Here is a 23,123-nt window from a genome sequence, read left to right as displayed (position 1 = left end):
TTCTCGATATCACTCGTGCGACCGTCCCCGCGGCGGTAGCCTTGCAATCGGGACGCGGCCGGAGGGCCGCGAACGCCACGCGCATTCCGATCGGGGCGGGTCACGAGGTCTCGCGGGTCGACGACGGCCGGGTCACCGGTTTCGAAACCCGATCGGAAGGATCCACCATGTTGATTCGCAAGGCCATGGCCGCACTCGCCGCCGCTGCGGCGCTCGTGCTCGTCGGCGCGGGCCCCGCCATGGCGGGCGGCAGCCCCCACTTCATCAAGAGCGCCACGAGCGCGTCGGCCGACGGGACCAGCCTCGTCGTCCAGTTCAAGGAGGCCGGCCTGTCGTCGGGCTCCATCGAGACCGTCCAGGCGACGGCGCATCTCGACGCCACGTACCAGTGCATCAACGGCGGGGGCAACAACCCGAGCGATCCGAAGAAGACGACCATCTCGCAGGACGTCTCGGAGAGCGGGGTCTTCACCGCCGGCAAGAACGGCAACCTCGTCGGATCGCTGACGCTGTCGCCGCCCGCGGCGGCCGACGTGCTCGACTGCCCGAACGGCCAGACGTCGACGTTGACCGCGGTGACCTGGTCGAATGTCAGGGTCGACGACCTGACGAGCGGTGCCTCGATCATGTTGAAGGGCACGTTCAGCTCGGGCTCACCGGTCTGATCGGCACGCACGGACCCGGCGGGGGCGCGGCTGCGCCCCCGCCGGCTCGTGTGCCGGCCCGCGGCGTCGACGCTCAGTCGTCGAGCACGAAGGTGACCTCGAGCGTCACCGACCAGGCCGTGATGCGGCCATCGGCCGCCTCGACCTTCTGCTCCTTGACCCACGCGCCGCTGACGTTGCGAAGCGTCTCGGCGGCGCGGGCGACGCCCGCGGCGACCGCGTCGTCGAAGCTCACCTCGGAGCGGACGGTGATGGTGGTGACTCGTGCGACGGAAGACATGGGTTCCTCCTCGATTCCATCGGCGTACCGCCCATCATCCGCCTCACGGCGCGCGACCGCGAGGGGTTGACCGGTGCGGGCCCGCGTCAGCCGCTCTTGCGGCGGAACTCGCGCTTGTGCGAGGCGGGGCCGTGCGCGTCGTGCGCCTGGCCGCCGCCGTCGAGGTGCGCCTCGCCCTCGCGCTGCTTCGATGCCTTGTTCTTGCGCTCGAGCGCCTCGCGGAACTTGCGCTTGGTCTCGTCGGTAGGGCCCGCGGGCTTCGCGTCGTCGGATGCCATGGGTTCGAGTCTGGCATGGATGTCGCGGCGGATGCCCCACGAGCGGAGGAGCGGCGAGCACGATCCGGAGCGTCGACCACGCGACATCCGCAGTTCACGGCCTCAAAATGCTCGCTCTGCTAGCATGGCAGGCGGTCACCCGTGCGATTCGTCGCGGGTGCCGTCTGGAGCAGGCCGGCAGGAAGCTGGTCCCCTGTGGTGGATCACCGAGCACGCATCGGTGGACTTCTACTGGTGGCCAGCGTGAACGCAAGCTCTTGCGATTCGTAATGCCTGTTCCTGCTCCTTCGTACGAGTCGCGCCCACACGGGGTGCGACGTTAAACAAAGGAGAGGCCTCTTGGAAGGTCCTGAAATCACGTTCGCCGAGACCGTCATCGACAACGGCAAGTTCGGCACGCGTACCATCCGCTTCGAGACCGGCCGCCTCGCCCAGCAGGCGCAGGGCTCGGCCGTCGCGTACATCGACGAAGAGACCATGCTGCTCTCGGCGACGAGCGTCTCGAAGCAGCCGAAGGAGCACTTCGACTTCTTCCCGCTGACGATCGACGTCGAAGAGCGCATGTACGCCGCGGGCCGCATCCCCGGCTCGTTCTTCCGTCGCGAGGGCCGCCCCTCGACCGAGGCGATCCTCACCTGCCGTCTGATCGACCGCCCCCTGCGCCCCTCGTTCGTCGAGGGCCTCCGCAACGAGGTCCAGGTCGTCGTCACGGTGCTCGCGATCGAGCCCGACGAGCTCTACGACGTGCTCGCCATCAACGCCGCCTCGCTCTCGACCCAGCTCTCGGGCCTGCCCTTCTCGGGCCCCGTCGCCGGTGTGCGCGTCGCGCTCATCGACGGCCAGTGGGTCGCGTTCCCGAAGCACTCGCAGCTCGAGGAGGCCGTGTTCAGCATGGTCGTCGCCGGCCGCGTCGTGACCGAGGCCGACGGCTCGCAGGACGTCGCGATCATGATGATCGAGGCCGAGGCGACCGACAACGCGTGGGACCTCATCCAGGGCGGCGCCGTCAAGCCGAACGAAGAGGTCATCGCGCAGGGCATCGAGTCGTCGAAGCCCTTCATCAAGCAGCTCGTCGAGGCGCAGCTCCAGGTCGCGAAGACGGCCGCCAAGCCGGTCGCCGACTACCCGACGTTCCCGCCCTACCAGCCCGAGGTCAAGGAGGCCGTCGCGGCCTTCGCCGGCGCCGAGCTCAAGGACGTCTACCAGATCGCCGGCAAGGTCGAGCGCCAGGACGCCGACGACGCCCTCAAGGCGCGCACCAAGGAGCACATCGCGGCCAAGGTCGAGGCGGGCGAGCTGCCCGAGTCGGCCATCGCCGAGGTGTCGGCCGCATACAAGTCGGTCACGAAGAAGGTCATGCGCACGCGCGTCCTCGAAGAGGGCGTCCGCATCGACGGTCGCGGCCTCGCCGACATCCGGCCGCTCGACGCGGAGGTGCAGGTCGTGCCCCGCGTGCACGGCTCGGCGATCTTCCAGCGCGGCGAGACCCAGATCCTGGGCGTCACCACGCTGAACATGCTCAAGATGGAGCAGCAGATCGACTCGCTCTCGCCGGTGACGAAGAAGCGCTACATGCACAACTACAACTTCCCGCCGTACTCGACGGGTGAGACGGGTCGTGTGGGTTCGCCGAAGCGTCGTGAGATCGGCCACGGCGCCCTCGCCGAGCGCGCCCTCGTGCCGGTGCTGCCGTCGCGCGACGAGTTCCCCTACGCGATCCGCCAGGTGTCGGAGGCGCTCGGCTCGAACGGCTCCACCTCGATGGGCTCGGTCTGCGCGTCGACGCTCTCGCTGCTCAACGCGGGCGTGCCGCTGAAGGCCCCCGTCGCGGGCATCGCGATGGGCCTCATCTCCGACACCGTCGACGGTGAGACCCGCTACGCGGCGCTCACCGACATCCTCGGTGCCGAAGACGCCCTCGGCGACATGGACTTCAAGGTCGCCGGCACGAGCGAGTTCGTCACCGCGATCCAGCTCGACACGAAGCTCGACGGCATCCCCGCGTCGGTGCTCGCCGGCGCGCTGACCCAGGCGAAGGACGCCCGCACGACGATCCTCGCCGTGCTCAACGCCGCGATCGACGCGCCCGACGAGATGGCGCCCACCGCGCCGCGCGTCATCAGCGTGCAGATCCCCGTCGACAAGATCGGCGAGCTGATCGGCCCGAAGGGCAAGACGATCAACGCCATCCAGGACGAGACCGGCGCCGAGATCTCCATCGAGGAGGACGGCACCGTCTACATCGGCGCGACCGACGGCCCCTCGGCCGAGGCCGCCCGCGCCCAGGTCAACGCGATCGCCAACCCGACCAACCCCGAGGTCGGCGAGCAGTTCCTCGGCACGGTCGTGAAGATCGCCGCGTTCGGTGCGTTCGTCTCGCTGCTGCCCGGCAAGGACGGCCTCCTCCACATCTCTGAGGTGCGCAAGCTCGCCGGCGGCAAGCGCGTCGAGAACGTCGAAGACGTTCTGGGCGTCGGCCAGAAGATCCTCGTCGAGATCACGAAGATCGACGACCGCGGCAAGCTCTCGCTCGCCCCGGTGCTGCAGGAGGACGCGGACTCCGAGGGTCGCGGCGCGACCGGCGAGCACGCCGAGGCTCCCGCCGAGGGCGCCGACGCGTAATCGCACCCAGCACGCACGCGGATGCCCCGCCCGATCCATTCGGGCGGGGCATCCGTCGTTCACGGCCGGGGGAGGCCGGCCGCCGCCGCTTCGGTGATCCGCACCGATTCGGAACGATGCGGATGCCTCGCTCCGAAGTCGTGGCGATCGCCGAACGCCCGGCGCGGCGCGTGAGCCGGCTCAGAGCAGGCGGGTCGTGGCGCGGCCCGTGAGCGCGTCGCGCTCGGCCAGCGCCCTGCGGGCGGCGGTCCGCGCCTCGAGCCGGTCGAGCTGGCGTTCGCGGTCGTTGCGCCGGCTCGCGAGCCGGAGACCCCAGCTCGCGAGGCCGAGCCCGCCGCGCACGGCGAGTGCGGCGAGGGCGCCGGCGCCGGGAGAGAGGGGAGAGAGGGTTGCGTTCGTCATCATCGCTCCTTCGGAGTCGTGGTGTCGTCGGTGACCTGCCCGCGCACGAGCGGGAAGGCGTTGAGGTGGATCTGCACCGGGCGCGAGCCCGGCGACGGGGTGAGCTTGTAGAGGTCGCCGTACTTCATGAAGACGACGTCGAGCTCGGCGACGAGTGCGCCGAGCTGCTCGGCGGTGAGCCGGAGGTTGATCGTGTCGCTCGTGGCGATGTCGAGCCATTCGGCGTCGAAGATCTGGTCGCCCTCGGTGACGAAGTCGCGGAAGTTCTGCTCGCGTGTGCGCATCCACTCGTCTTCGACGAGCTTGGCGGCGAGTCGTTCGGCGCTGCCCGGCGGCAGCGAGCGGGCGTCGGGCACGGCGACCGAACCGGGCACCCGCTCCCACCAGCGTTCGCGACCCTTGCCGCGAGCGGTGTTCTCGCGCACGAGGCCGGACCGCTCGAGCTGGCGCAGGTGGTAGCTCATCGACCCGCTCGATTCGCCGAGTCGTTCGCCGAGCCCGCTCGCGGTGAGCGGGCCGTAGGCCGACAGCTCGTCGTAGATGCGCACTCGCAACGGGTGGGCGAGCGACTTCAGCGCCGAGGTCGACAGCACATGGTCGATGCCGGGGTGGCGGGTGCTGCTCGGCTGGTCCTCGAAGTTCTCCGGTGTCGTCGTCATGTTGCAAAGATAGCGCTGCAAAGAAAGCTTTGCAAGAGTTTGTTTGCAATCAATCGTTTGCAACTCTGTCCCGGTCGGTGCCGAGCCGGGCGATCGTCGCCTCGGCGAGGCGTCCGGCGCTGCCTGGAGCGAGATCCAGGTACAGCATCGGCTCGATGAGCTCGAGCTCGAGCACGCCGAGACGGCCGCCGAACCGGACGACGTCGAACCTCGCGTACAGGAGGTCGAACGGCAGCACTGCGAGCATCGCCTCGACCGCGGCGAGGTCGTCGGGGTCGGGAACGACGCGCTCGATCGACCCGCCGTAGATGCCATGGGCGCGGAAGTCGCCGGCGGCCGGGCGCTTGCGCAGCACGTGGCTGTGCGTCCCGCCCAGGAACGCGAACGACAGTTCGCCCTCCGCGACGATCGACGCGGCGAACGGCTGCACCATGACCTCGGCGTCGTGCGGGAGCGCCTCGAGCATCGCGGCCAGGTCGCTCGCCGTCGTGCGGACGACGCCCGACCCGCCGACTCCGATCGCCGGCTTCACGACGAGCTCGTCCCAGCCGGCGTCGTCGACCGCGGCGAGCACCCGTGCCGCATCGAGCCGCCGCCCGCGCACGACCGGCACGATCGGCACGCCCATGCGCTCGAGGTCGTCGAGGTAGCGCTTGTCGGCGTTCCAGCGCACCGCGTCGACGGGGTTGAGGAGGAGGCACCCCGAGTGCGCGATCCCGTCGGTCGCCTCGAGGAACGCGTCGAGGTGGTCGACGTAGTCCCAGGTGCTCCGCAGCACCGCGGCGTCGTAGCGACTCCAGTCGACGGTCGGGTCGCTCCAGGCGACGGCCTCGGCGTCGACGCCGCGTTCGCGGAGCGCCTCGAGCAGCCGGTGGTCGTCGGCGAAGAGCGACTCCACGTCGGGGATGCGCCACGTGACGAAGCTCGGGAGCCGCTCGCATCTCACGACCGCCACGTGCATCGGTCAGCTCCCCGAGGTGAGCAGCGGTCCGAGTCGATAGGGGATGAGCTCGCCCATCGCGAGCGAGGTCTCGGTGCGTTCGACGCCGTCGACCGCGAGGATCTCGCCGTCGATGCGGAACAGGTCGTGCGCATCTCGGCAGACGACGCGCACGAGCAGGTCGATCGACCCCGAGAGCCCGTGCGCCTGGATGACCTCGGGGATCTCGGCGATGCGGTCGACCACGTCGCCGAGCAGCTTCTGCCGGACGTGGACGGCGATGAACGCCTCGAGCGGGTAGCCGAGCGGCGTGGGGTCCATGCTGCGCTCGAACGAGAGGAACGCCCCGGATGCCTCGAGCCGCGCCATCCTCGCCTGCACGGTGTTGCGCGACAGGCCGAGCCGATCGGCGAGGGCGACCACCGTGGCGCGCGGGTCGGGTGCGAGCGCCGAGAGCAGGGCGCGGTCGACGGCGTCGTAACCGGTCATATCGCCAGACGATAGCACGCATCGCTCGGCTTCGACTTGGCAACATGCTCAAGCGATCGGTGCATGCTTGAGCGGTGTGACCGATCGACGTATGCTCGCCGTATCCGGCAGAGCGGCCGGTGCGGGCTGCCCACGAAGCGGGTCCGCCGAAAGCGAGGATCGACGATGACCCCATCCGACCGAGACGCCACGGGGCTGTTGACGCGCCCCGATCCGTTCGTCCAGCTGATCACCCCGACGGGCGAGCGCGTGCGCGACGACGTCCACGACCCGTGGGTCCGCGACATCGACCTCGATGTGCTCGCGCGGCTGTACCGCGACATGGTCGTCGTGCGCCGGCTCGACACCGAGGCCACGGCCCTGCAACGCCAGGGCGAACTGGGCCTGTGGCCCCCGCTGGCCGGCCAGGAGGCCGCCCAGATCGGGTCGGCGCGCGCCCTCCGCGGCGACGACTTCGTCTTCTCGAGCTACCGCGAGCACGCCGTCGCCTGGGTGCGCGATGTGCAGCCGGCCGAGCTCCTGAGCGTGTGGCGCGGCACCGCCGCGAGCGGGTGGAACCCCTACGAGCACAACATGGCCGTGCCGCAGATCATCATCGGCGCGCAGGCGCTGCACGCCACCGGCTACGCGATGGGAGCCCGCTGGGAGGGCACCGACACCGCGGCCATCGCCTACTTCGGCGACGGCGCGACCAGCGAGGGCGACGTCAACGAGGCGCTCGTGTTCGCCGCGAGCTTCGACGCCCCCGTCGTGTTCTTCTGCCAGAACAACCAGTGGGCGATCTCCGAGCCGGTCGGACTGCAGTCCAAGCAGCCCCTCGCGCGTCGCGCCGACGGTTTCGGCATGCCGGGCATCCGCGTCGACGGCAACGACGTGCTCGCCGTCCTGGCGGCGACGCGCATCGCACTCGATCGCGCCCGCCGCGGCGAAGGGCCGACCTTCATCGAGGCCGTCACCTACCGGATCGGCCCGCACACCACCGCCGACGACCCGACCCGCTACCGCACCGAGCCCGAGCTCGCCGAATGGCGCGAGCGCGACCCGATCGCGCGCGTGCTGGCGTTCCTCGAGGCCTCGGGTGTCGACGCCGAGGGCCTGCAGCGCGACGCGCAGGCCGAGGCCGACCGCGTCGCCGCCGACCTGCGCGCGGCGATCACGACGCTCGCCGACCCCGAACCCATGTCGGTGTTCGACCACGTCTACGCCGAGCCGAACAGCCACCTCGACCGCCAGCGCGACCACTACGCCCGCTACCTCGCGATGTTCGACGACGCGAGCCACGAGGCATCCGGCTCTGAAGGAGGCGCTCGATGACCCAGCTGACCCTTGCGAAGGCCCTCAACGCGGGGCTGCGCCACGCGCTCGCCGACGACGAGAAGGTCGTGCTCATGGGCGAGGACATCGGCACGCTCGGCGGCGTGTTCCGCGTCACCGACGGGCTGAAGGCGGAGTTCGGCGCGCACCGCGTCGTCGACTCGCCGCTGTCGGAGGCGGGCCTCATCGGAACGGCGGTCGGGCTCGCGTACCGTGGATTCCGCCCCGTCGTCGAGATCCAGTTCGACGGCTTCATCTATCCCGGCTTCGACCAGATCGTCGCCCAGGTCGCCAAGCTGCACTACCGTTCGCGCGGCACGGTGAAGATGCCGATCACGATCCGCGTGCCCTTCGGCGGCGGCATCGGTGCGGCCGAGCACCATTCGGAGTCGCCCGAGGCGTACTTCGCGCACACGGCGGGCCTGCGCGTCGTCGCGTGCTCGAACCCCGCCGACGCGCACCTCATGATCCGCCAGGCGATCGCGAGCGACGACCCCGTGCTCTTCTTCGAGCCGAAGCGCCGCTACCACGTGAAGGGCGAGGTCGACCTCGACGCGAGCCTCGCCGACGCACCGCCCATGGGCGTCGCGTCGACGCTCACCCGCGGCGACGACGTCACGCTCGTCACCTATGGCGCGCTCGTGCAGACCGCCCGTGACGCGGCGACGGCGGCGGCGGAAGACGGCGTCTCGATCGAGGTCATCGACCTGCGCTCGCTCGCGCCGATCGACTACGCACCCGTCGAGGCGTCGGTGCGTCGGACGGGACGCCTCGTGATCGCGCACGAGGCGGGACAGCAGGGCGGCATGGGCGCCGAGATCGCGGCGTCGATCACCGAGCGGTGCTTCGAGTTCCTCGAGGCGGCGCCCGTGCGCGTCACCGGCCACGACATCCCGTACCCGCCGGCCAAGCTCGAACGGCACCACCTGCCCGACCTCGACCGCATCCTCGACGGGGTCGACCGGGTGCTCGGCCGTCCGAACTCGCTGAGCGGAGTGGAGGCATGACGACGATGATCCGCGACTTCCCGTTGCCCGACCTCGGCGAGGGCCTCACCGAGAGCGAGATCGTCGCCTGGCGGGTCGCCGTCGGCGACCGGGTCGAGCTCAACCAGATCGTCGCCGACGTCGAGACCGCGAAGGCCGTCGTCGAACTGCCGACGCCGTACGCGGGGGTCATCACCGCGCTGCATGCCGCCGAGGGCGAGACGGTCAACGTGGGCGAGCCGCTCTTCTCGTGCGACACCGGTGAACCGCTCGACGACGGCGAACCGGTCGGGGCGGCGGATGCCTCCGAGTCGGGCGCCTCGACCTCCGATGCCCCCGAGCCCACGCTCGTCGGCTACGGTGCGCGCGACGAGGGCGGCCCGAAGCGGCGTGCGCGCCGCGCGCCCGGCGGTGCCGCTTCCGCGGCGGCCACGGCACGCACCGGCACGCCCTCCGCGACGTCGGCGGAGGGGACGACCGGGCCGGCCGCCGCCGAAGCGCCCGCGCAGGCGGGGGAGCGGCCCGAGCGACCCCGCTCGACGCCGCCGGTGCGCAAGCTCGCCCGTGACCTGGGCGTCGACCTCGAACAGATCGTGGGCACCGGCCCGCGCGGGCTCATCACGCGCGACGACGTCGAGCGCGCGGCGTCCTCGCCCGGGGTCGCGGCTCCCGCGGCCGGTGCCGTCGGCGCAGTGCCCGCCGCGGCGGCCCGCGGCCGTGCCGACCGCCCGGCGGAGACGCGCATCCCGATCCGCGGCGTGCGCAAGCACACCGCGGCGGCGATGGTGCGCAGCGCCTTCACCGCGCCGCACGTGACCGAGTTCCTCACCGTCGACGTCACCGAGACGATGGAGCTCGTGCGCAGCCTGCGCGAAGACCGCGCGCTCGCGTCGCACCGGGTCACCCCGCTCGCCGTCGTCGCGAAGGCGCTCTGCATCGCCGCTCGCCGCACGCCCGACGTCAACGCCCGGTGGGACGACGACGCGCAGGAGATCGTGCAGTTCGGCGGCGTCAACCTCGGCATCGCCGCCGCGACCGATCGGGGACTCGTCGTGCCGAACATCCCGGCCGCAGACGAGCTGACGCTGCTCGAGCTCGCCGACGCGATCACCGCGCTCGCCGAGACCGCCCGCGCAGGGCGCACGAGCCCCGCAGACCTCGCAGGCGGGACGATCTCGATCACCAACATCGGCGTGTTCGGCATCGACGCGGGCACGCCGATCCTCAACCCGGGTGAGGCGGCGATCCTCGCGATGGGGGCCGTGCGACGCCAGCCGTGGGAGCACCGCGGTGAGATCGCGCTGCGCGAGGTCATGACGCTCAGCCTCTCGTTCGACCACCGACTCGTCGACGGTGCGCAGGGCTCGCGGTTCCTCGCCGACATCGGCGCGATCCTGCGCGAGCCGGGTCGCGCGCTGACCATGATGTGACGGCCGGTACCGAACTCGGGAGATCGGCGGCGGCTCGCCGTTCCGTCGTGCGATCCGCGGCGGGCACCCCGGGTTCGGTACCGGGTGGGACCGCACCCCTACCGGCGGGTCGTCGCCCGGAGGATGATGGCAGCATGAACGACCCGCGGCGCATCCTCACCCCGGCCGAGACCGCCGACGACCTGGCGGGAACGGCGTTCGTGCACACCGGCGACCGGATCGACGGCGCCTACCGCACCGATGACTTCGCGAGCGCGGTCGAGCTGCTCGACGAGGTCGCTGCGGTCGCCGACGCCCTGAACCACCATCCCGACGTGCGGCTCGGCTGGGGGCGCATCGAGTTCGAGCTGAGCTCGCACGACGTGGGCGGCGTCACCTCGCGCGACGTCGAGCTCGCCCGCCGGATCGACGCGCTCGCCGACGGGCAGGGTGCGCGGCCCGGCAACTGACGGGCAGGGCGCGCGGCCCGGCAGTCGTCGCGAACCGCGCGGCACGCGATCGGCCGGGGCTCGGGGTTCGCCGCAGTCGGGCCGGACCGGTGGGCGGCACGCCCGCGAGGCATCCGCCCGCGCCGATCAGCCGAGCTGGTAGACGCGTTCCTCGATCTCGGTGCCGCGTGCGTTCGCGAACCCCGTCTCGGTGCCGACCTGCTCGAATCCGAGCCGCTCGAGCACCGCGATCGAGCGGACGTTGTCGGCTGCGACGCGAGCGCGCACGGGGCGCTCGCCGAGCGTGTCGAGGAAGAGGCGCATCGCACGGGTCGCGATGCCGCGGCCCCAGTACGCACGGTCGATCCAATAGGTGATCTCGGGCGTGCCCTCGTCGAACCAGCGGGCGACGCTGCCCACGATGTCGCCGTCGACGCGGACGGTGCGGGCGTCGATGCCCGGATCGTCGAAGAGTCGTCGCCAATGGGCGTCGAACATCGCCCGATCGCCCGGGTCGGGCGGCGTGAACGCGGCCATCTCGACCGCGACGGGGTCTTGCTCGATCAGGAACAGTGCATCGAGATCGCCGACGCGGGTCGCGCGCAGCGTCACGACATGAGGCTCGCCCATGCCATCTCCTCCAGGATGCCGCGGACGATGCCCTCGGCAGGTCGGCGCCCGGGGATGCGGGCGCTGTGCGGAGTGGAGTTCAGGAGTCCGAAGGCGGCGTGTGCCCGGACCCTGAGCTCCGCCTCGGCCCGATCGGGCCGGAGTCTGGAGAGCACGTCGACCCAGTTCTCGACGTACCGGCGCTGGAGGAGGCGGACCTCGTGACGGGCGCCGCGGTCGAGCTGCTCGAGCTCGCGGTCCTGCACGAGGATGACGTCGGCCTCGCCCAGCGCGAAGTCGACGTGGTGGGCGATGAGCGCGCGCAGCGCGTCGTCGGGGCCGGATGCCTCGCCGAGGACCCGCTCGGCCCCGTCGAGGAGGGCCCGGCTCGCGCCCTCGAGGATGGCGGCGAGCACCGCGGCCTTGCCGGGGAAGTGCCGGTACACCGCGGGGCCGGAGACGCCAACGGCGGTGCCGAGGTCTTCGATCGTGACGCCCGCATAGCCGCGCTCGGCGAAGAGCGTCGCCGCGGCGGCGAGGATGGCGGCGCGACGGTCGGCCTTCTGGCGGCCGCGCTCGGTGAGCGCTGCCGGTGCCTCGGGCACGGGGGCGGGGCTGCTTGCCATCTCGGTTAACGCTCGCTAACATCGGGAATCGAGTTAGTGCACACTAACCGAAATCACGTGCCGTCCACAAGGGGGCGCGCCGCCGCCGGCGAAGGGGCCGACGGCGGATCGACCGAGACGGGGCGAAATGGTCACGCTGCAGACGCACATCGACGCCGATGGCGAGGCGGGGCGTGCGAACGCCGCCGCCCATGCCGAACTCGTGGAGGAGCTGCGCGAGCGGCTCGCCGCCGCGGCGCTCGGCGGGCCCGAGGCATCCCGGGAGCGCCATGTCGCCCGTGGCAAGCTGCTGCCCCGCGACCGGGTCGACCGCCTGCTCGACGAGGGCAGCCCGTTCCTCGAGGTCGCGCCCCTCGCCGCCGACGGCCTGTACGGCGGCGACTCGCCGGGTGCCGGCATCATCACGGGCATCGGGCTCGTGCACGGCCGTCCCGTGATGGTCGTCTGCAACGACGCGACCGTCAAGGGCGGCACCTACTACCCGATGACGGTGAAGAAGCACCTGCGCGCGCAGGAGATCGCGAAGGAGCATCGCCTCCCGTGCGTGTACCTCGTCGACTCTGGCGGCGCGTTCCTGCCCCTGCAGGACGAGGTGTTCCCCGACCGCGAGCACTTCGGCCGCATCTTCTACAACCAGGCGCAGCTCTCGTCGATGCGGGTCCCGCAGCTCGCCGCCGTGCTCGGCTCGTGCACGGCGGGCGGCGCCTACGTTCCGGCGATGAGCGACGAGACCGTGATCGTGCGGAACCAGGGCACCATCTTCCTCGGCGGCCCGCCCCTCGTGAAGGCAGCGATCGGCGAGGTCGTGACGCCGGAGGAGCTCGGCGGCGGCGACCTGCACTCGCGGGTGTCCGGTGTCACCGACCACCTCGCAGAAGACGACGAGCACGCGCTCGAGCTCGTGCGCGACATGGTCGCGACGCTGCCCGAGCAGCCGGCGCGGGCGTGGGCGGTGCGCGAGCCCCGTCCTCCGGCCGTCGACCCGGCGGGCCTCACCGCAGCCGTGCCGATCGACGTGCAGCAGCCCTACGACGTGCACGAGGTGATCGCGCGGCTCGTCGACGGCAGCGAGTTCAGCGAGTTCAAGCCCGAGTACGGCGACACCCTGGTCACCGGCTTCGCCCGCATCGACGGCCACCCGGTCGGCATCGTCGCGAACAACGGCGTGCTGTTCAGCGAATCGGCGATGAAGGGCGCGCACTTCATCGAGTTGTGCGACCAGCGCGGAATCCCGCTGCTGTTCCTGCAGAACATCTCGGGGTTCATGGTCGGCCGCGACGCGGAGGCGGGCGGCATCGCCAAGCACGGCGCGAAGATGGTGACCGCGGTCGCCACGACCCGGGTGCCGAAGCTCACGGTCGTGATCGGCGGCTCGTTCGGCGCCGGCAACTACTCGATGTGCGGGCGGGCGTACTCGCCCCGGTTCCTCTGGATGTGGCCGAATGCGCGCATCTCGGTGATGGGCGGCGAGCAGGCGGCCTCCGTGCTCGCGACGGTCAAGCGCGACCAGCTCGCGATCAAGGGCGAGACCTGGGCGGATGACGCGGAGGAGGCGTTCCGCGCCCCGATCCGCGCGCAGTACGAAGACCAGGGCAGCCCGTACCATTCGACGGCCCGGCTCTGGGACGACGGCATCATCGCGCCCGAGGACACGCGCACGGTGCTCGCCCTCGCGCTCGAGCTCGCGAGCCGCACTCCGCTGCCCGAGCCGGCGTTCGGGCTCTTCCGCATGTAGTGACGGCGACGGCTCGGGCGCTCGGGCGCCCCGCCGTTCGCAGCGTCAGCGAGCGGATGCCTCGGCCGCGCGCTCGATCGCGTCGACGATCGCCGGTACGCCGCCGTGCCAGGGCGTGCCGTGGCCCGGAAGCACCCAGCTCGCCGCGACGCCGTCGAGCCGATGCAGGGAGGCGAGCGCCTCGGCGGGGTCGTCGGTGAAGGGGGCGGGCTGCGGACCTTCGGCGCCCGTGAGCACGTGCCTGGTCGTCAGCGCGTCGCCGACGAACACGGCGTCGACCGCGGGAACGTGGATCGCGACGCTGCCGGCGGAGTGCCCCGGCATGCCGATGATGCGCGGCGAGCCCGGCAGGTCGAGCACGTCGCCGTCGCGCATCGGCACGACCTCGGTGAGGTGCGTCGTGCGCAGGCCGCCCGTGCGCGCCGCGTACCAGAGGAACCTCGCGGTCGCGCCGAGCTTCACGTGCCCCCACCCGGGCTTCGACGACTCCTCGCCCCGCGCGCGGGCCGCGTCGGCCTCGTGGACGTGGACGGGCACGCCGTGGTCGCGGCGCAGGCGTTCGGCGAAGCCGATGTGGTCGGTGTCGCCGTGGGTGAGCACGACGCCCCGGACGTCGTCGACCGTGCGGCCCATCGCCGCCAGCTCGTCGATCAGCTCCGGCCACTGCCCGGAGAGGCCTGCGTCGATGACCGTCACGCCCTCGGGTGCGTCGACGAGGTAGACGGCGACGATGTCGTTGCCGATGCGGTGGAGCGACGGGGCGAGCTGCATTTCGGGATCCTCTGCGTTCTCGGTGTGGACGATGATGGCTATGCTACATAGCCATCATGGCTATGCGCAATAGCCTAAGCTCGATTCCGACATCGCATGAGGGGAGCACGAGATGCCCGCACCCGATCGCACCTCGCTCGAGGAGATCATCGCCGCCGGCCGCACCGTCGTCGAGTCCGCCGGCCTCGACGGCCTGACGATGCAGGCCGTCGCCGATCGCGTCGGCGTGCGAGCGCCGTCGCTCTACAAGCGGGTGCGCAACCGCGGCGCGCTCGTGGCGCTCGTGGCCGAGGCGACCGTGCGCGACCTGGCCGCCCGCCTCGACTCGGCGGCGCCGTCCGACGGCGACGCGCGTCGCGGGCTCGTCGGGCTCGCCCGCGAGCTCCGTGCGTTCGCGCACGAGTGCCCCGTCGCGTTCGGCCTGGTGTTCGCACCCGGCGGCGGGGGAGTGTCGCAGGGGGTCCTCGCGGCGGCGAGCGCCCCGGTGCTGCGCGTCGCCACGGCGCTCGTCGGCGAGTCCGATGCGCTTCCCGCCGCGCGCACGATCACCGCCTGGGCGAACGGCTTCGTCACGATGGAACTCGCGGGGGCGTTCCGGCTCGGCGGTGACGTCGACCGCGCGTTCGAATACGGCGTCGAGCGACTCGCCGAGGCGCTTGCCAATTCAGTTAACGAGCACTAACATCAGTTCCAGTTAGTGCGCGCTAACTGGAGAGCGCGCTGCGATGGTGCAGAGAGGCGCGAATGGTCACGCTCGAGGGCTTGCCCGGCGATGCCGGCTCCCGACTCCCCGCCGAGGTCGATCCCCGCCCGCGCCCGTTCGAGCGCGTGCTCGTCGCGAACCGCGGCGAGATCGCGGTGCGCGTCATCCGCACCCTTCGTCGGCTCGGCATCCGCTCGATCGCCGTCTACTCCGACGCCGATGCCGACGCGCCGCACGTGCGGCTCGCCGACGACGCCGTCCGCATCGGCCCCGCAGCGGCCGCCGAGAGCTATCTCGATGCCGACCGCCTCGTCGCTGCGGCGCTCGCGACGGGCGCCCAGGCCGTGCACCCCGGGTACGGCTTCCTGTCCGAAGACGCGGACTTCGCCGCCGCCTGCGCCGCGGCCGGCATCGCCTTCGTCGGCCCCGGCGCGCGCGCCCTCGAGATCATGGGCGACAAGATCCGCGCGAAGCAGCATGTCGCGGCGTCGGGCGTGCCGACGGTGCCCGGCGTCGCCGATCCAGCGCTCGACGACGCGGCACTCCTCGAAGCCGGTGCGGCGGTGGGGTTCCCGCTCCTCGTGAAGCCGTCCGCCGGCGGCGGCGGCAAGGGCATGCAGATCGCGCGAGACGCCGAGCAGCTGGCCGCGGCGCTGCCGGCCGCGCGCCGCATCGCCCGGGCCGCGTTCGGCGACGACACGCTCCTCCTCGAGCGGCTCATCGAGCGCCCCCGGCACATCGAGGTGCAGGTGCTCGCCGACGCCCATGGCCGCGTCATCCACCTCGGCGAGCGCGAGTGCTCGCTGCAGCGCCGCCACCAGAAGGTCATCGAAGAGGCGCCGTCGCCGTTGCTCGACGCGGCCACCCGCGCCCGCATCGGCGAGGCGGCCTGCGACGCCGCCCGCAGCGTCGACTACCGCGGCGCCGGCACGGTCGAGTTCCTCGTCTCCGACTCTGCACCCGACGAGTTCTTCTTCATCGAGATGAACACCCGGCTCCAGGTGGAGCACCCCGTCACCGAACTCGTCACCGGCATGGACCTCGTCGAGCAGCAGCTGCGCATCGCCGCGGGCCAGCCGCTCGCTGTACGGCAGGACGACGTGCGGCTCACCGGGCACGCGATCGAGGCGCGCGTCTACGCAGAGAGCCCCGAGCGCGGCTTCCTCCCGTCGACGGGTGAACTGCTCATCTGGCGCGAGCCGGCGGGCGACGGGGTGCGGGTCGACGGCGGCATCCGCTCGGGCCAGACGATCACCGCCGACTACGACCCGATGCTCGCGAAGGTCATCGCACGCGGGGCCGACCGGGCCGAGGCCCTCACGCGGCTCGACGCGGCGCTCGCCGGCACGGTGGTGCTGGGCATCGACACGAACCTCGCGTTCCTCCGCCGCCTCCTCGCCGAACCGGCGGTGCGGCGCGGCGACCTCGACACCGGCCTCATCGACCGCATGCCGGAGCCCGAGTCCGACGGCGTTCCCCCCGAGGTGCTCGCCGCCGCGCAGGCGGCACGCGCCTCGGCGGCCGTCGATGCCGCCCGCGAGGCCGGCGGTCGTGCCTGGCAGCTCGCCCGCGACTGGCGACCCGGTCGACCGGGCACCCCCTCCGGCGCCGCAGCGCACTCGGCGGCTGCGGACGCCGTCGCGACCGCCGGCGACGGCGCGACCTGGGTGCACACTCCGCACGGTACCTGGCGGGTGCCGGCTCCCGACCGTCGCGCCGACCTCGACGCCCGGCTCGCGATGATCGAGCGCGGCGGCCTCGTCGACCCCGAACTCCGTGCGCCGATGCCCGGCACCGTGACCGCCGTGCTCGTCGCCGACGGCGACCGGGTCGAGCCCGGAGACGCCGTCGTCGCGATCGAGGCGATGAAGATGGAGCACCGCGTGACCGCGACCGTCGCCGGCATCGTGCGGCTGTCGGTCGCGATGGGGCAGCAGGTCTCGCGAGACCAGCCGGTCGCCCGAGTCGACGCATCGCCCGAGGCATCCACCCGCATCGACGGCACCGCCGACCGCGACCCGGTCGCGGCCGCCCCGAGCACCCCACCGGCATCGTCGGGCGCACTCCACGAGGGTGCGCACCCGAGCACCCCACCAGGAATGAGGATCACGACGTGAGCACCGAGCTGAGCAGCGAAGAGCAGCAGCTGTACGACATGGTCTGCGAGTTCGCCGACACCGTCGTCGCACCGCAGGCGTACGAGGCGGACCGCACGCACACCCTGTCGATGGACGTCGTCGCGCAGATGGGCGAGCTCGGGCTGTTCGGGCTGCCGTTCCCCGAGGAGGTCGGCGGCCAGGGCGGCGACTACGTGGCGCTGTGCCTCGCGATCGAGGCCCTCGCCCGCGTCGACCAGTCGATCGCGATCACGCTCGAGGCCGCGGTCGGCCTCGGCGCGATGCCGGTCTTCCGTCACGGCACCGAGGAGCAGAAGGCCGAGTTCCTGCCCGACCTCGTCGCGGGTCGCGCGCTCGCCGGCTTCGGCCTGACCGAGTCCGAGGCCGGTTCCGACGCCGGCGCCACCCGCACGACGGCGGTGCTCGACGGCGACGAGTGGGTCGTGAACGGCTCGAAGCAGTTCATCACCAACTCGGGCACGCCGATCACGAGGTTCGTCACGGTCACGGCCGTCACCGGCGAGCGCACCCGGGCCGACGGATCGGTCGCGAAGGAGCTCTCGACGATCATCCTGCCGAACGGCACACCCGGCTTCACGGTCGCCCCCGGCTACGACAAGTCGGGCTGGCGCGCGTCCGACACGCACCCGCTGACGTTCGACGACGTGCGCGTGCCCGCGGCGAACCTGCTCGGCGAGCGCGGGCGCGGCTTCGCCAACTTCCTGCAGACGCTCGACGAGGGCCGCATCGCGATCGCGGCGCTCGCGACGGGTGCCGCGCAGGGCTGCCTCGACGAGGCGCTCGCCTACGCGAAGACCCGCAACGTGTTCGGCGTGCCGATCGCGTCGCACCAGTTCATCGCCTTCACGATCGCCCAGATGCAGGCCCGCGTCTACACGTCGCGCCTCGCCTGGCACGACGCGGCCCGACGCGCCGACGCGGGCCTCCCGTTCAAGAAGGAGGCGGCGATGGCGAAGCTCGTCTCGAGCGACGCCGCGATGCTGAATGCTCGCGACGCCACCCAGATCTTCGGCGGCATGGGCTTCATGAACGAGAGCCTCGTGGCCCGGCACTACCGCGACTCGAAGATCCTCGAGATCGGCGAGGGCACCAACGAGGTGCAGCTCATGGTGATCGCACGCGAGCTGGGCCTCGCCGGGTAGCGTTCGAGTCGAGAGGGATGCCTCGGGCCGACCGAGGCGGGAGGGAGCGGGCGATGCCCGGCGAATCGACCGACCTGCCCGAGGTGCGCCGCGAGGTGCTGCAGCGGGGGCTCTGGTTCGACGAGTTCGAACCCGGCACCCGCTACCTGCACCGGCCGGGTCGCACCGTCACGGAGGCCGACAACGTGCTGTTCACGACGCTGACGATGAACACCCAGTCGCTGCACCTCGACGCCGCGTGGGCCGAGGGCCAGCCGTTCGGCGAGCGGCTCGTGAACTCGATGTTCACGCTCGCGACGATCGTGGGCGCCTCGGTGGCCCAGCTGACCCAGGGCACGATCGTCGCGAACCTCGGGTTCGCCGAGGTCGCGTTCCCCGCACCGCTCTACCACGGCGACACCCTGTACAGCGAGACGCTGGTCGTCGCGGTGCGCGAGTCCGCCTCACGGCCCGGTCAGGGCATCGTCACCCTGCATCACGTCGGGCGCAACCAGCACGGGGTCGAAGTCGCCCGGGCGACGCGGTCGGTCCTCATGTGGACGCGCGAGGCGGGGGAGCGGCAGGCATCCGAGTCCGCGAGCGGTTCCGCTGCCGCCGGAGCGCGCGGCGCCGAGCGCACCGACGAGGAGGAATGATGACCGACCGACCCGCCTTCCGCTTCGGGCCGGCGATCCTGTTCTGCCCGGCGGATCGCCCCGAGCGATACGCGAAGGCGCTCGACCGCGCCGACGCCGTCATCGTCGACCTCGAAGACGCCGTGGCGCCGGGTGCGAAGCCCGAGGCCCGCGCAGCCCTCGTCGACACGCCGCTCGACCCCGAGCGGGTGATCGTGCGCGTGAACCCCGCCGGCACCGGGGACTTCGCCGCCGACCTCGCCGCGATCGCCGCGACCGACTACCGCACGGTGATGCTCGCCAAGTGCGAGGGCACGGCCGACCTGGTCGACCTCGCCGAGCTCGAGGTCGTCGCGCTCTGCGAGACGGCGCGCGGCGTCATGTCCGCGGCCGAGATCGCGGCGATCCCCAACGTGTCGGCGCTCATGTGGGGTGCTGAAGACCTCGTCGCGTCGCTCGGCGGCTCGTCGAGTCGCGGGCCCGACGGCGGCTATCGAGAGGTCGCGCGGCACGCCAGATCTCAGGTGCTGCTCGCCGCCGGGGCGCACGGCGCCGCCGCGATCGACGCCGTCCACCTCGACATCGCCGATGTCGAGGGTCTCCGCCTCGAGGCGGAGGATGCGGCGGCCGTCGGCTTCGCGGCGACCGCGTGCATCCACCCCTCGCAGTCCGCCGTCGTCCGGTCGGCGTACCGGCCAGAGCCCGAGCGCGTGGCGTGGGCGCGCGCGGTGCTCGAGGCGGCCGAGGGCGAGCGCGGGGTGTTCGCGTTCCGGGGGACGATGGTCGACGCACCATTGCTCGCCCAGGCCGAAGCGGTGCTGCGGCGCGCCCGCCGCTGAACCGCGCACTCGGTTCATGAGACTGCCTCAGGATCCCCTTGAACGGGGGACATCCGCGGCCCCGCTGCAAACGATTCGATAACGGTTCACCCGTTCTCCGCCGAATCGGCGCAGAAACAGCCATCGATCTGCATATCCTCAGAGCCAATCCTGGGGAGGAGGAGACGAGTGGCACGACACGTCTACCGCGGCAGCGCGGCGAGCGCTGCGGGGGCGGCGATCGCCGAGATCGACATCGACGCGATCGAGCGCGCCGAGTCGAGCGAGCCCGAAGCGGCCCGCCCGTGCGTCGAGACCGTCGCGTCCAACCCGCTCTCCGGGCCGATCACCGTGCCGGCGCGTGTGCCCATCGGAGGCACCGGCATCGAGGCCCAGCCGTTCGCGCTCGGGGCGTCGACCTTCGGCTGGACGCTCGGCGCCGACGACGCATTCGCGGTGCTCGACCGCTTCGCCGGCGTCGGCGGCTCGCTCCTCGACACGGCCGACAGCTACGCCGCGGGGCGCAGCGAGTCGATCATCGGCATGTGGCTCGAGTCGCGCAGCGCGCGCGCCCGGATGTCGGTGATGACGAAGATCGGCCAGCACCCCGATCACCCGGGCCTCGCGCCGAAGCAGATCAAGGCCGCCGTCGAGGCCTCCCTCTCGCGGCTCGGCGTCGAGCGCCTCGACCTCGTGCACTTCCACGGCGAAGACCCCGAGGTCCCGCTCGAAGAGAGCCTCGGAGCCGTCGACGCGCTCATCGCCGCCGGCAAGGTGGGGGCGATCGGCGCAAGCGACTTCGGTCCCGACCGGCTCATCGAGGCGCGCGTGCTCGCCGCGAACGGGCTGCCCCGCTTCCAGACGTTCACGACCCGGTACAACCTCATGGAGCGTCGTTCCTACGAGGGTGCTCCCGAGCTCGTCGCCCACGCGCAGGGCCTCGCCGTGCTGCCCTACTTCGCCCTCGCGAACGGATTCCTCGGCGGCCAGGTCCGCCGTCGTGCCGACGTGCGGCACGACGCCCGCGGAGCGCGCCAGGCCAAGCACCTGGGGCGTCGCGGTCACCGGGTGCTCGCCGCCGTCGATGCGGTCGCCTTCGCCCACGGCGTCCAGCCCGCGACGATCGCACTGGCCTGGCTGCTCGCGAAGCCGACGGTCGCAGCGCCCGTCGCGAGCGCAACGCGACCCGAGCAGGTCGAGGCGCTCCTCGCCGCCGCCGGCATCGAGCTCACGCGCTCCGAGCTCGTCGAGCTCGACCGCGCCTCGGCCTGAGTCGCGCGGCCGTCGAGCCGACCTGCTTTCCATGCCCGGGTGGCATAGGCTGTTCGGGATGAACGGCGCCGTCGACCTCCCACTCGGCCAGGCCGAGCTCTCGTTCGAGGCGACGGGCGGCTCGCGCGTGCGGCGTTCGGTGCTCCCCTCGGGCGTCCGGGTGCTCAGCGAGCAGGTTTCGGGCAGTCGCAGCGCGACCGTCGGCTTCTGGGTCGCGGTCGGCTCGCGCGACGAGCAGGGGGCGGATGCCTCGCGGCCGGCGAGCCTCGGGTCGACCCACTTCCTCGAGCACCTGCTGTTCAAGGGCACCGCGAAGCGCACCGCGCTCGACATCGCGATCTCGTTCGACTCGGTCGGCGGCGAGCACAACGCGCTCACCGCGAAGGAGTACACCTGCTACTACGCGAAGGTGCAGGATCGCGACCTGCCGATGGCGGTCGAGGTGCTCGCCGACATGTTCACCTCGTCGCTGCTCGACGCGGGCGAGTTCGAGACCGAGCGCGGCGTCATCCTCGAGGAGCTGTCGATGGCGGGCGACGACCCCGCCGACGTGGCCAACGAGCGATTCTTCAGCACCGTGCTCGGCGAGCACCCGCTGGGCCGTCCCATCGGCGGTGATCCCGCGACGATCCGGGCCGCCACCCGCTCGGCCGTGCACGAGCACTACCGGGCGAACTACCGCCCGCAAGACCTGGTCGTCACCGTCGCGGGCGCGGTCGACCACGACGCGCTCGTCCTCCATCTCACGCGCGCCCTCGGGGTCGCGGGCTGGCGGCTCGACGAGGCGGCCGACCCGGTGCCGCGCCGCTCGACCGCCCCGGCGACCCTCGACACGGGGCATCCGCTGACGGTCGTCGAACGACCGACGGAGCAGGTCAACCTGCTCGTCGGCGTTCCCGGGCTCGTCGCCACCGATGAGCGCCGCTCGACGATGAGCATGCTCAACGCGATCTTCGGCTCGGGCATGTCGTCGAGGCTCTTCCAGCAGGTGCGCGAGCGCCGCGGGCTCGCCTACGCCGTCTACTCGTTCGCGCCGGCCTACTCCGACGCCGGCCTCTTCGGCATGTACGCGGGCTGCGCCCCGTCGAAGGCCGGCACCGTCGCCGAGCTCATGCGCGACGAGCTCGAGCGGCTCGCCCGCGACGGCGTGACCGCCGAAGAGCTGCGACGCGCGGCCGGCCAGCTCGCCGGCGCCTCGGCGCTCGCGCTCGAAGACTCCGACACCCGCATGAGCCGTCTCGGCCGGGCCGAGCTGACGCTCGGCGAGTTCGCAGACCTCGACGAGGCGCTCCGGCGCATCGCACGCGTCACCGTCGACGACGTGCGGGCGCTCGCCGCCGACCTCGTCTCCCGCCCGTTCTCGGTGGTCGCCGTGGGTGCGATCGACGAGACGGCGTTCACCGGCGCGATCGACCAGCTCGCGCCGAGCACCGACGTCGCCTGACGCGACCCGACGAGCAGTACAGGAACGAACCCTTGGCACATCACCTCTATCTCGTGCGGCACGGCGAGCAGCTCGACGCCGAGCACGGCCTGCCCGACGGCCCGCTGTCACCCCGTGGTCGCCGTCAGGCGGAGCTCCTCGCCGAGCGGCTCGGCGGCATCCCGTTCGACCACGCGTGGCACTCGCCGCTGCAGCGGGCGACCGAGACCGCCGAGATCATCGCGGCGAAGATGCCGGCGTTGAACCCCGAGCCGTCTCCGCTCCTGTTCGACTGCATCCCCTCGGGGCCCGCCCCCGAGACGCCGAAGTTCTACGACCCGTTCTTCGGCTCCGTGACCGAGGACGAGATCGAAGCCGGCAACGCGCAGATGGCCGATGCGGTCGCCGAATTCCTGCGCTCGCACCGCGACGACCGGCACGAGCTGCTCATCACGCACAACTTCGTGATCGGCTGGTTCGTCCGCGAGGTGCTCGGCGCTCCCGACTGGCGCTGGGTCTCGATCAACCAGGCCAACGCCGGGCTCACCGTGCTGACGCAGAAGCCCGGGCGACCGTGGAGCCTCGTGGTGCACAACGACCTCGCGCACCTGCCGCCCGAGCTCCGCACCGGCCTGCCGGAGCCGTTCTCCATCTGAGCCGCACGCTCCCACCCGGGCTCGCCCCCACGCAGGCTCGCTCGCACCGTGCACCCGTGGAGGAACATTCCAGCCGCGCACGGCGCGTCGCGCCCGTGCCCTCGGCGTGTCGACGGGTGCTCC

Annotated in this window: 24 protein-coding genes; 15 read left to right on the top strand and 9 right to left on the bottom strand. The window is 72.0% G+C overall.

Annotated features, from left to right (window positions below; all coding sequences use genetic code 11):
* Positions 1 to 167: 167 nt before the first annotated feature.
* Positions 168 to 665 carry a hypothetical protein gene (locus ACFWGP_RS12625; RefSeq protein ID WP_231431346.1) on the top strand — a complete coding sequence of 166 codons (498 nt, stop codon included), beginning with the start codon at positions 168 to 170 and terminating at the stop codon, positions 663 to 665.
* Between the two features lie 73 nt (positions 666 to 738).
* Here ACFWGP_RS12625 and ACFWGP_RS12620 read toward each other — a convergent pair whose 3' ends face one another.
* Together ACFWGP_RS12620 and ACFWGP_RS12615 are read right to left on the bottom strand one after the other, a co-directional pair.
* Complete coding sequence (locus tag ACFWGP_RS12620) at positions 739 to 945, bottom strand: dodecin family protein (protein ID WP_231431345.1); 207 nt, start codon at positions 943 to 945, stop codon at positions 739 to 741.
* Between the two features lie 86 nt (positions 946 to 1,031).
* Entirely contained in the window at positions 1,032 to 1,223 is a 192-nt protein-coding gene (locus ACFWGP_RS12615) for a DUF5302 domain-containing protein (protein WP_231431344.1), read from the bottom strand.
* A 339-nt stretch (positions 1,224 to 1,562) separates the two neighbouring features.
* On the opposite strand from ACFWGP_RS12615, the gene ACFWGP_RS12610 reads away from it, so the two are divergent.
* Positions 1,563 to 3,845, top strand: coding sequence for a polyribonucleotide nucleotidyltransferase (locus ACFWGP_RS12610; protein ID WP_231431343.1), 2,283 nt, complete (start codon positions 1,563 to 1,565; stop codon positions 3,843 to 3,845).
* Between the two features lie 180 nt (positions 3,846 to 4,025).
* Here ACFWGP_RS12610 and ACFWGP_RS12605 read toward each other — a convergent pair whose 3' ends face one another.
* The 4 genes from ACFWGP_RS12605 to ACFWGP_RS12590 are packed head-to-tail and all read right to left on the bottom strand — an operon-like array spanning position 4,026 to position 6,335.
* Positions 4,026 to 4,247 carry a hypothetical protein gene (locus ACFWGP_RS12605; protein WP_231431342.1) on the bottom strand — a complete coding sequence of 74 codons (222 nt, stop codon included), beginning with the start codon at positions 4,245 to 4,247 and terminating at the stop codon, positions 4,026 to 4,028.
* On the bottom strand, positions 4,247 to 4,906 hold the full coding sequence (locus ACFWGP_RS12600; RefSeq protein ID WP_231431341.1) for a transcriptional regulator: 660 nt from the start codon (positions 4,904 to 4,906) through the stop codon (positions 4,247 to 4,249). The genes ACFWGP_RS12605 and ACFWGP_RS12600 overlap by 1 nt, the downstream gene beginning before the upstream one ends.
* A 49-nt stretch (positions 4,907 to 4,955) precedes the next feature.
* On the bottom strand, positions 4,956 to 5,861 hold the full coding sequence (locus ACFWGP_RS12595) for a RimK family alpha-L-glutamate ligase (protein WP_376931076.1): 906 nt from the start codon (positions 5,859 to 5,861) through the stop codon (positions 4,956 to 4,958).
* 9 nt (positions 5,862 to 5,870) lie between these two features.
* Positions 5,871 to 6,335, bottom strand: coding sequence for an Lrp/AsnC family transcriptional regulator (locus ACFWGP_RS12590; RefSeq protein ID WP_231431339.1), 465 nt, complete (start codon positions 6,333 to 6,335; stop codon positions 5,871 to 5,873).
* Between the two features lie 165 nt (positions 6,336 to 6,500).
* On the opposite strand from ACFWGP_RS12590, the gene pdhA reads away from it, so the two are divergent.
* From pdhA to ACFWGP_RS12570, 4 genes are all read left to right on the top strand, one after another.
* Positions 6,501 to 7,649: a pyruvate dehydrogenase (acetyl-transferring) E1 component subunit alpha gene (gene pdhA / locus ACFWGP_RS12585; RefSeq protein ID WP_231431338.1), complete on the top strand. Its 1,149-nt coding sequence runs from the start codon at positions 6,501 to 6,503 to the stop codon at positions 7,647 to 7,649.
* Positions 7,646 to 8,656, top strand: a complete 1,011-nt coding sequence (locus tag ACFWGP_RS12580; RefSeq protein ID WP_231431337.1) for an alpha-ketoacid dehydrogenase subunit beta — start codon at positions 7,646 to 7,648, stop codon at positions 8,654 to 8,656. Before pdhA ends, ACFWGP_RS12580 begins: the two co-directional genes overlap by 4 nt.
* 5 nt (positions 8,657 to 8,661) lie before the next feature.
* A complete protein-coding gene (locus ACFWGP_RS12575) occupies positions 8,662 to 10,065 on the top strand; it encodes a dihydrolipoamide acetyltransferase family protein (protein ID WP_376931250.1) in 1,404 nt (467 codons plus the stop codon).
* 134 nt (positions 10,066 to 10,199) lie between these two features.
* Positions 10,200 to 10,514 (top strand): 4a-hydroxytetrahydrobiopterin dehydratase, encoded by a 315-nt coding sequence (locus ACFWGP_RS12570; protein WP_231431336.1) that lies wholly within the window; start codon positions 10,200 to 10,202, stop codon positions 10,512 to 10,514.
* 126 nt (positions 10,515 to 10,640) lie between these two features.
* On the opposite strand, the gene ACFWGP_RS12565 is transcribed toward ACFWGP_RS12570, so the two are convergent.
* Positions 10,641 to 11,123, bottom strand: a complete 483-nt coding sequence (locus ACFWGP_RS12565; protein WP_376931075.1) for a GNAT family N-acetyltransferase — start codon at positions 11,121 to 11,123, stop codon at positions 10,641 to 10,643.
* Positions 11,102 to 11,728 (bottom strand): TetR/AcrR family transcriptional regulator, encoded by a 627-nt coding sequence (locus tag ACFWGP_RS12560; RefSeq protein ID WP_231431334.1) that lies wholly within the window; start codon positions 11,726 to 11,728, stop codon positions 11,102 to 11,104. Before ACFWGP_RS12560 ends, ACFWGP_RS12565 begins: the two co-directional genes overlap by 22 nt.
* Before the next feature lie 127 nt (positions 11,729 to 11,855).
* Between ACFWGP_RS12560 and ACFWGP_RS12555 the strand changes: the two genes are divergently transcribed.
* Positions 11,856 to 13,463, top strand: coding sequence for a carboxyl transferase domain-containing protein (locus ACFWGP_RS12555; protein WP_231431333.1), 1,608 nt, complete (start codon positions 11,856 to 11,858; stop codon positions 13,461 to 13,463).
* A gap of 45 nt (positions 13,464 to 13,508) precedes the next feature.
* On the opposite strand, the gene ACFWGP_RS12550 is transcribed toward ACFWGP_RS12555, so the two are convergent.
* Positions 13,509 to 14,234, bottom strand: coding sequence for an MBL fold metallo-hydrolase (locus tag ACFWGP_RS12550; RefSeq protein WP_275506735.1), 726 nt, complete (start codon positions 14,232 to 14,234; stop codon positions 13,509 to 13,511).
* 112 nt (positions 14,235 to 14,346) lie between these two features.
* Here ACFWGP_RS12550 and ACFWGP_RS12545 point away from each other — a divergent pair, with 112 nt between their 5' ends.
* From ACFWGP_RS12545 to ACFWGP_RS12510, 8 genes are all read left to right on the top strand, one after another.
* Positions 14,347 to 14,916 carry a TetR/AcrR family transcriptional regulator gene (locus ACFWGP_RS12545; RefSeq protein WP_376931074.1) on the top strand — a complete coding sequence of 190 codons (570 nt, stop codon included), beginning with the start codon at positions 14,347 to 14,349 and terminating at the stop codon, positions 14,914 to 14,916.
* Between the two features lie 62 nt (positions 14,917 to 14,978).
* Positions 14,979 to 17,054 carry a biotin carboxylase N-terminal domain-containing protein gene (locus ACFWGP_RS12540; RefSeq protein WP_376931073.1) on the top strand — a complete coding sequence of 692 codons (2,076 nt, stop codon included), beginning with the start codon at positions 14,979 to 14,981 and terminating at the stop codon, positions 17,052 to 17,054.
* A complete protein-coding gene (locus tag ACFWGP_RS12535; RefSeq protein WP_275506737.1) occupies positions 17,051 to 18,217 on the top strand; it encodes an acyl-CoA dehydrogenase family protein in 1,167 nt (388 codons plus the stop codon). Before ACFWGP_RS12540 ends, ACFWGP_RS12535 begins: the two co-directional genes overlap by 4 nt.
* A 53-nt stretch (positions 18,218 to 18,270) precedes the next feature.
* Positions 18,271 to 18,852 (top strand): MaoC family dehydratase, encoded by a 582-nt coding sequence (locus tag ACFWGP_RS12530; RefSeq protein WP_231431329.1) that lies wholly within the window; start codon positions 18,271 to 18,273, stop codon positions 18,850 to 18,852.
* Positions 18,852 to 19,670: an HpcH/HpaI aldolase/citrate lyase family protein gene (locus ACFWGP_RS12525; RefSeq protein WP_376931072.1), complete on the top strand. Its 819-nt coding sequence runs from the start codon at positions 18,852 to 18,854 to the stop codon at positions 19,668 to 19,670. The genes ACFWGP_RS12530 and ACFWGP_RS12525 overlap by 1 nt, the downstream gene beginning before the upstream one ends.
* Positions 19,671 to 19,838: 168 nt before the next feature.
* Positions 19,839 to 20,921, top strand: a complete 1,083-nt coding sequence (locus ACFWGP_RS12520) for an aldo/keto reductase (protein ID WP_376931071.1) — start codon at positions 19,839 to 19,841, stop codon at positions 20,919 to 20,921.
* Between the two features lie 58 nt (positions 20,922 to 20,979).
* Positions 20,980 to 22,365, top strand: a complete 1,386-nt coding sequence (locus ACFWGP_RS12515; protein ID WP_376931070.1) for a M16 family metallopeptidase — start codon at positions 20,980 to 20,982, stop codon at positions 22,363 to 22,365.
* A 32-nt stretch (positions 22,366 to 22,397) separates the two neighbouring features.
* Positions 22,398 to 23,000 (top strand): histidine phosphatase family protein, encoded by a 603-nt coding sequence (locus tag ACFWGP_RS12510; RefSeq protein WP_231431325.1) that lies wholly within the window; start codon positions 22,398 to 22,400, stop codon positions 22,998 to 23,000.
* Positions 23,001 to 23,123 lie beyond the last annotated feature (123 nt).

Origin of the sequence: Agromyces sp. NPDC127015 (assembly GCF_042725165.1) — a bacterium.
Classification (GTDB): domain Bacteria; phylum Actinomycetota; class Actinomycetes; order Actinomycetales; family Microbacteriaceae; genus Agromyces; species Agromyces chromiiresistens.
The sequence above is the reverse complement of the archived record's forward strand: the minus strand, read 5'-3'. Positions and strand labels throughout refer to the sequence as shown.

Excerpts from the sequence above, each read along its gene's own strand:
- ACFWGP_RS12625 (WP_231431346.1), top strand. The coding sequence starts at position 168 with ATGTTGATTCGCAAGGCCATGGCCGCACTCGCCGCCGCTGCGGCGCTC.
- ACFWGP_RS12620 (WP_231431345.1), bottom strand. The coding sequence starts at position 945 with ATGTCTTCCGTCGCACGAGTCACCACCATCACCGTCCGCTCCGAGGTG.
- ACFWGP_RS12615 (WP_231431344.1), bottom strand. The coding sequence starts at position 1,223 with ATGGCATCCGACGACGCGAAGCCCGCGGGCCCTACCGACGAGACCAAG.
- ACFWGP_RS12605 (WP_231431342.1), bottom strand. The coding sequence starts at position 4,247 with ATGACGAACGCAACCCTCTCTCCCCTCTCTCCCGGCGCCGGCGCCCTC.
- ACFWGP_RS12600 (WP_231431341.1), bottom strand. The coding sequence starts at position 4,906 with ATGACGACGACACCGGAGAACTTCGAGGACCAGCCGAGCAGCACCCGC.
- ACFWGP_RS12590 (WP_231431339.1), bottom strand. The coding sequence starts at position 6,335 with ATGACCGGTTACGACGCCGTCGACCGCGCCCTGCTCTCGGCGCTCGCA.
- pdhA (WP_231431338.1), top strand. The coding sequence starts at position 6,501 with ATGACCCCATCCGACCGAGACGCCACGGGGCTGTTGACGCGCCCCGAT.
- ACFWGP_RS12580 (WP_231431337.1), top strand. The coding sequence starts at position 7,646 with ATGACCCAGCTGACCCTTGCGAAGGCCCTCAACGCGGGGCTGCGCCAC.
- ACFWGP_RS12575 (WP_376931250.1), top strand. The coding sequence starts at position 8,662 with ATGATCCGCGACTTCCCGTTGCCCGACCTCGGCGAGGGCCTCACCGAG.
- ACFWGP_RS12570 (WP_231431336.1), top strand. The coding sequence starts at position 10,200 with ATGAACGACCCGCGGCGCATCCTCACCCCGGCCGAGACCGCCGACGAC.
- ACFWGP_RS12565 (WP_376931075.1), bottom strand. The coding sequence starts at position 11,123 with ATGGGCGAGCCTCATGTCGTGACGCTGCGCGCGACCCGCGTCGGCGAT.
- ACFWGP_RS12560 (WP_231431334.1), bottom strand. The coding sequence starts at position 11,728 with ATGGCAAGCAGCCCCGCCCCCGTGCCCGAGGCACCGGCAGCGCTCACC.
- ACFWGP_RS12555 (WP_231431333.1), top strand. The coding sequence starts at position 11,856 with ATGGTCACGCTGCAGACGCACATCGACGCCGATGGCGAGGCGGGGCGT.
- ACFWGP_RS12550 (WP_275506735.1), bottom strand. The coding sequence starts at position 14,234 with ATGCAGCTCGCCCCGTCGCTCCACCGCATCGGCAACGACATCGTCGCC.
- ACFWGP_RS12545 (WP_376931074.1), top strand. The coding sequence starts at position 14,347 with ATGCCCGCACCCGATCGCACCTCGCTCGAGGAGATCATCGCCGCCGGC.
- ACFWGP_RS12540 (WP_376931073.1), top strand. The coding sequence starts at position 14,979 with ATGGTCACGCTCGAGGGCTTGCCCGGCGATGCCGGCTCCCGACTCCCC.
- ACFWGP_RS12530 (WP_231431329.1), top strand. The coding sequence starts at position 18,271 with ATGCCCGGCGAATCGACCGACCTGCCCGAGGTGCGCCGCGAGGTGCTG.
- ACFWGP_RS12525 (WP_376931072.1), top strand. The coding sequence starts at position 18,852 with ATGACCGACCGACCCGCCTTCCGCTTCGGGCCGGCGATCCTGTTCTGC.
- ACFWGP_RS12515 (WP_376931070.1), top strand. The coding sequence starts at position 20,980 with ATGAACGGCGCCGTCGACCTCCCACTCGGCCAGGCCGAGCTCTCGTTC.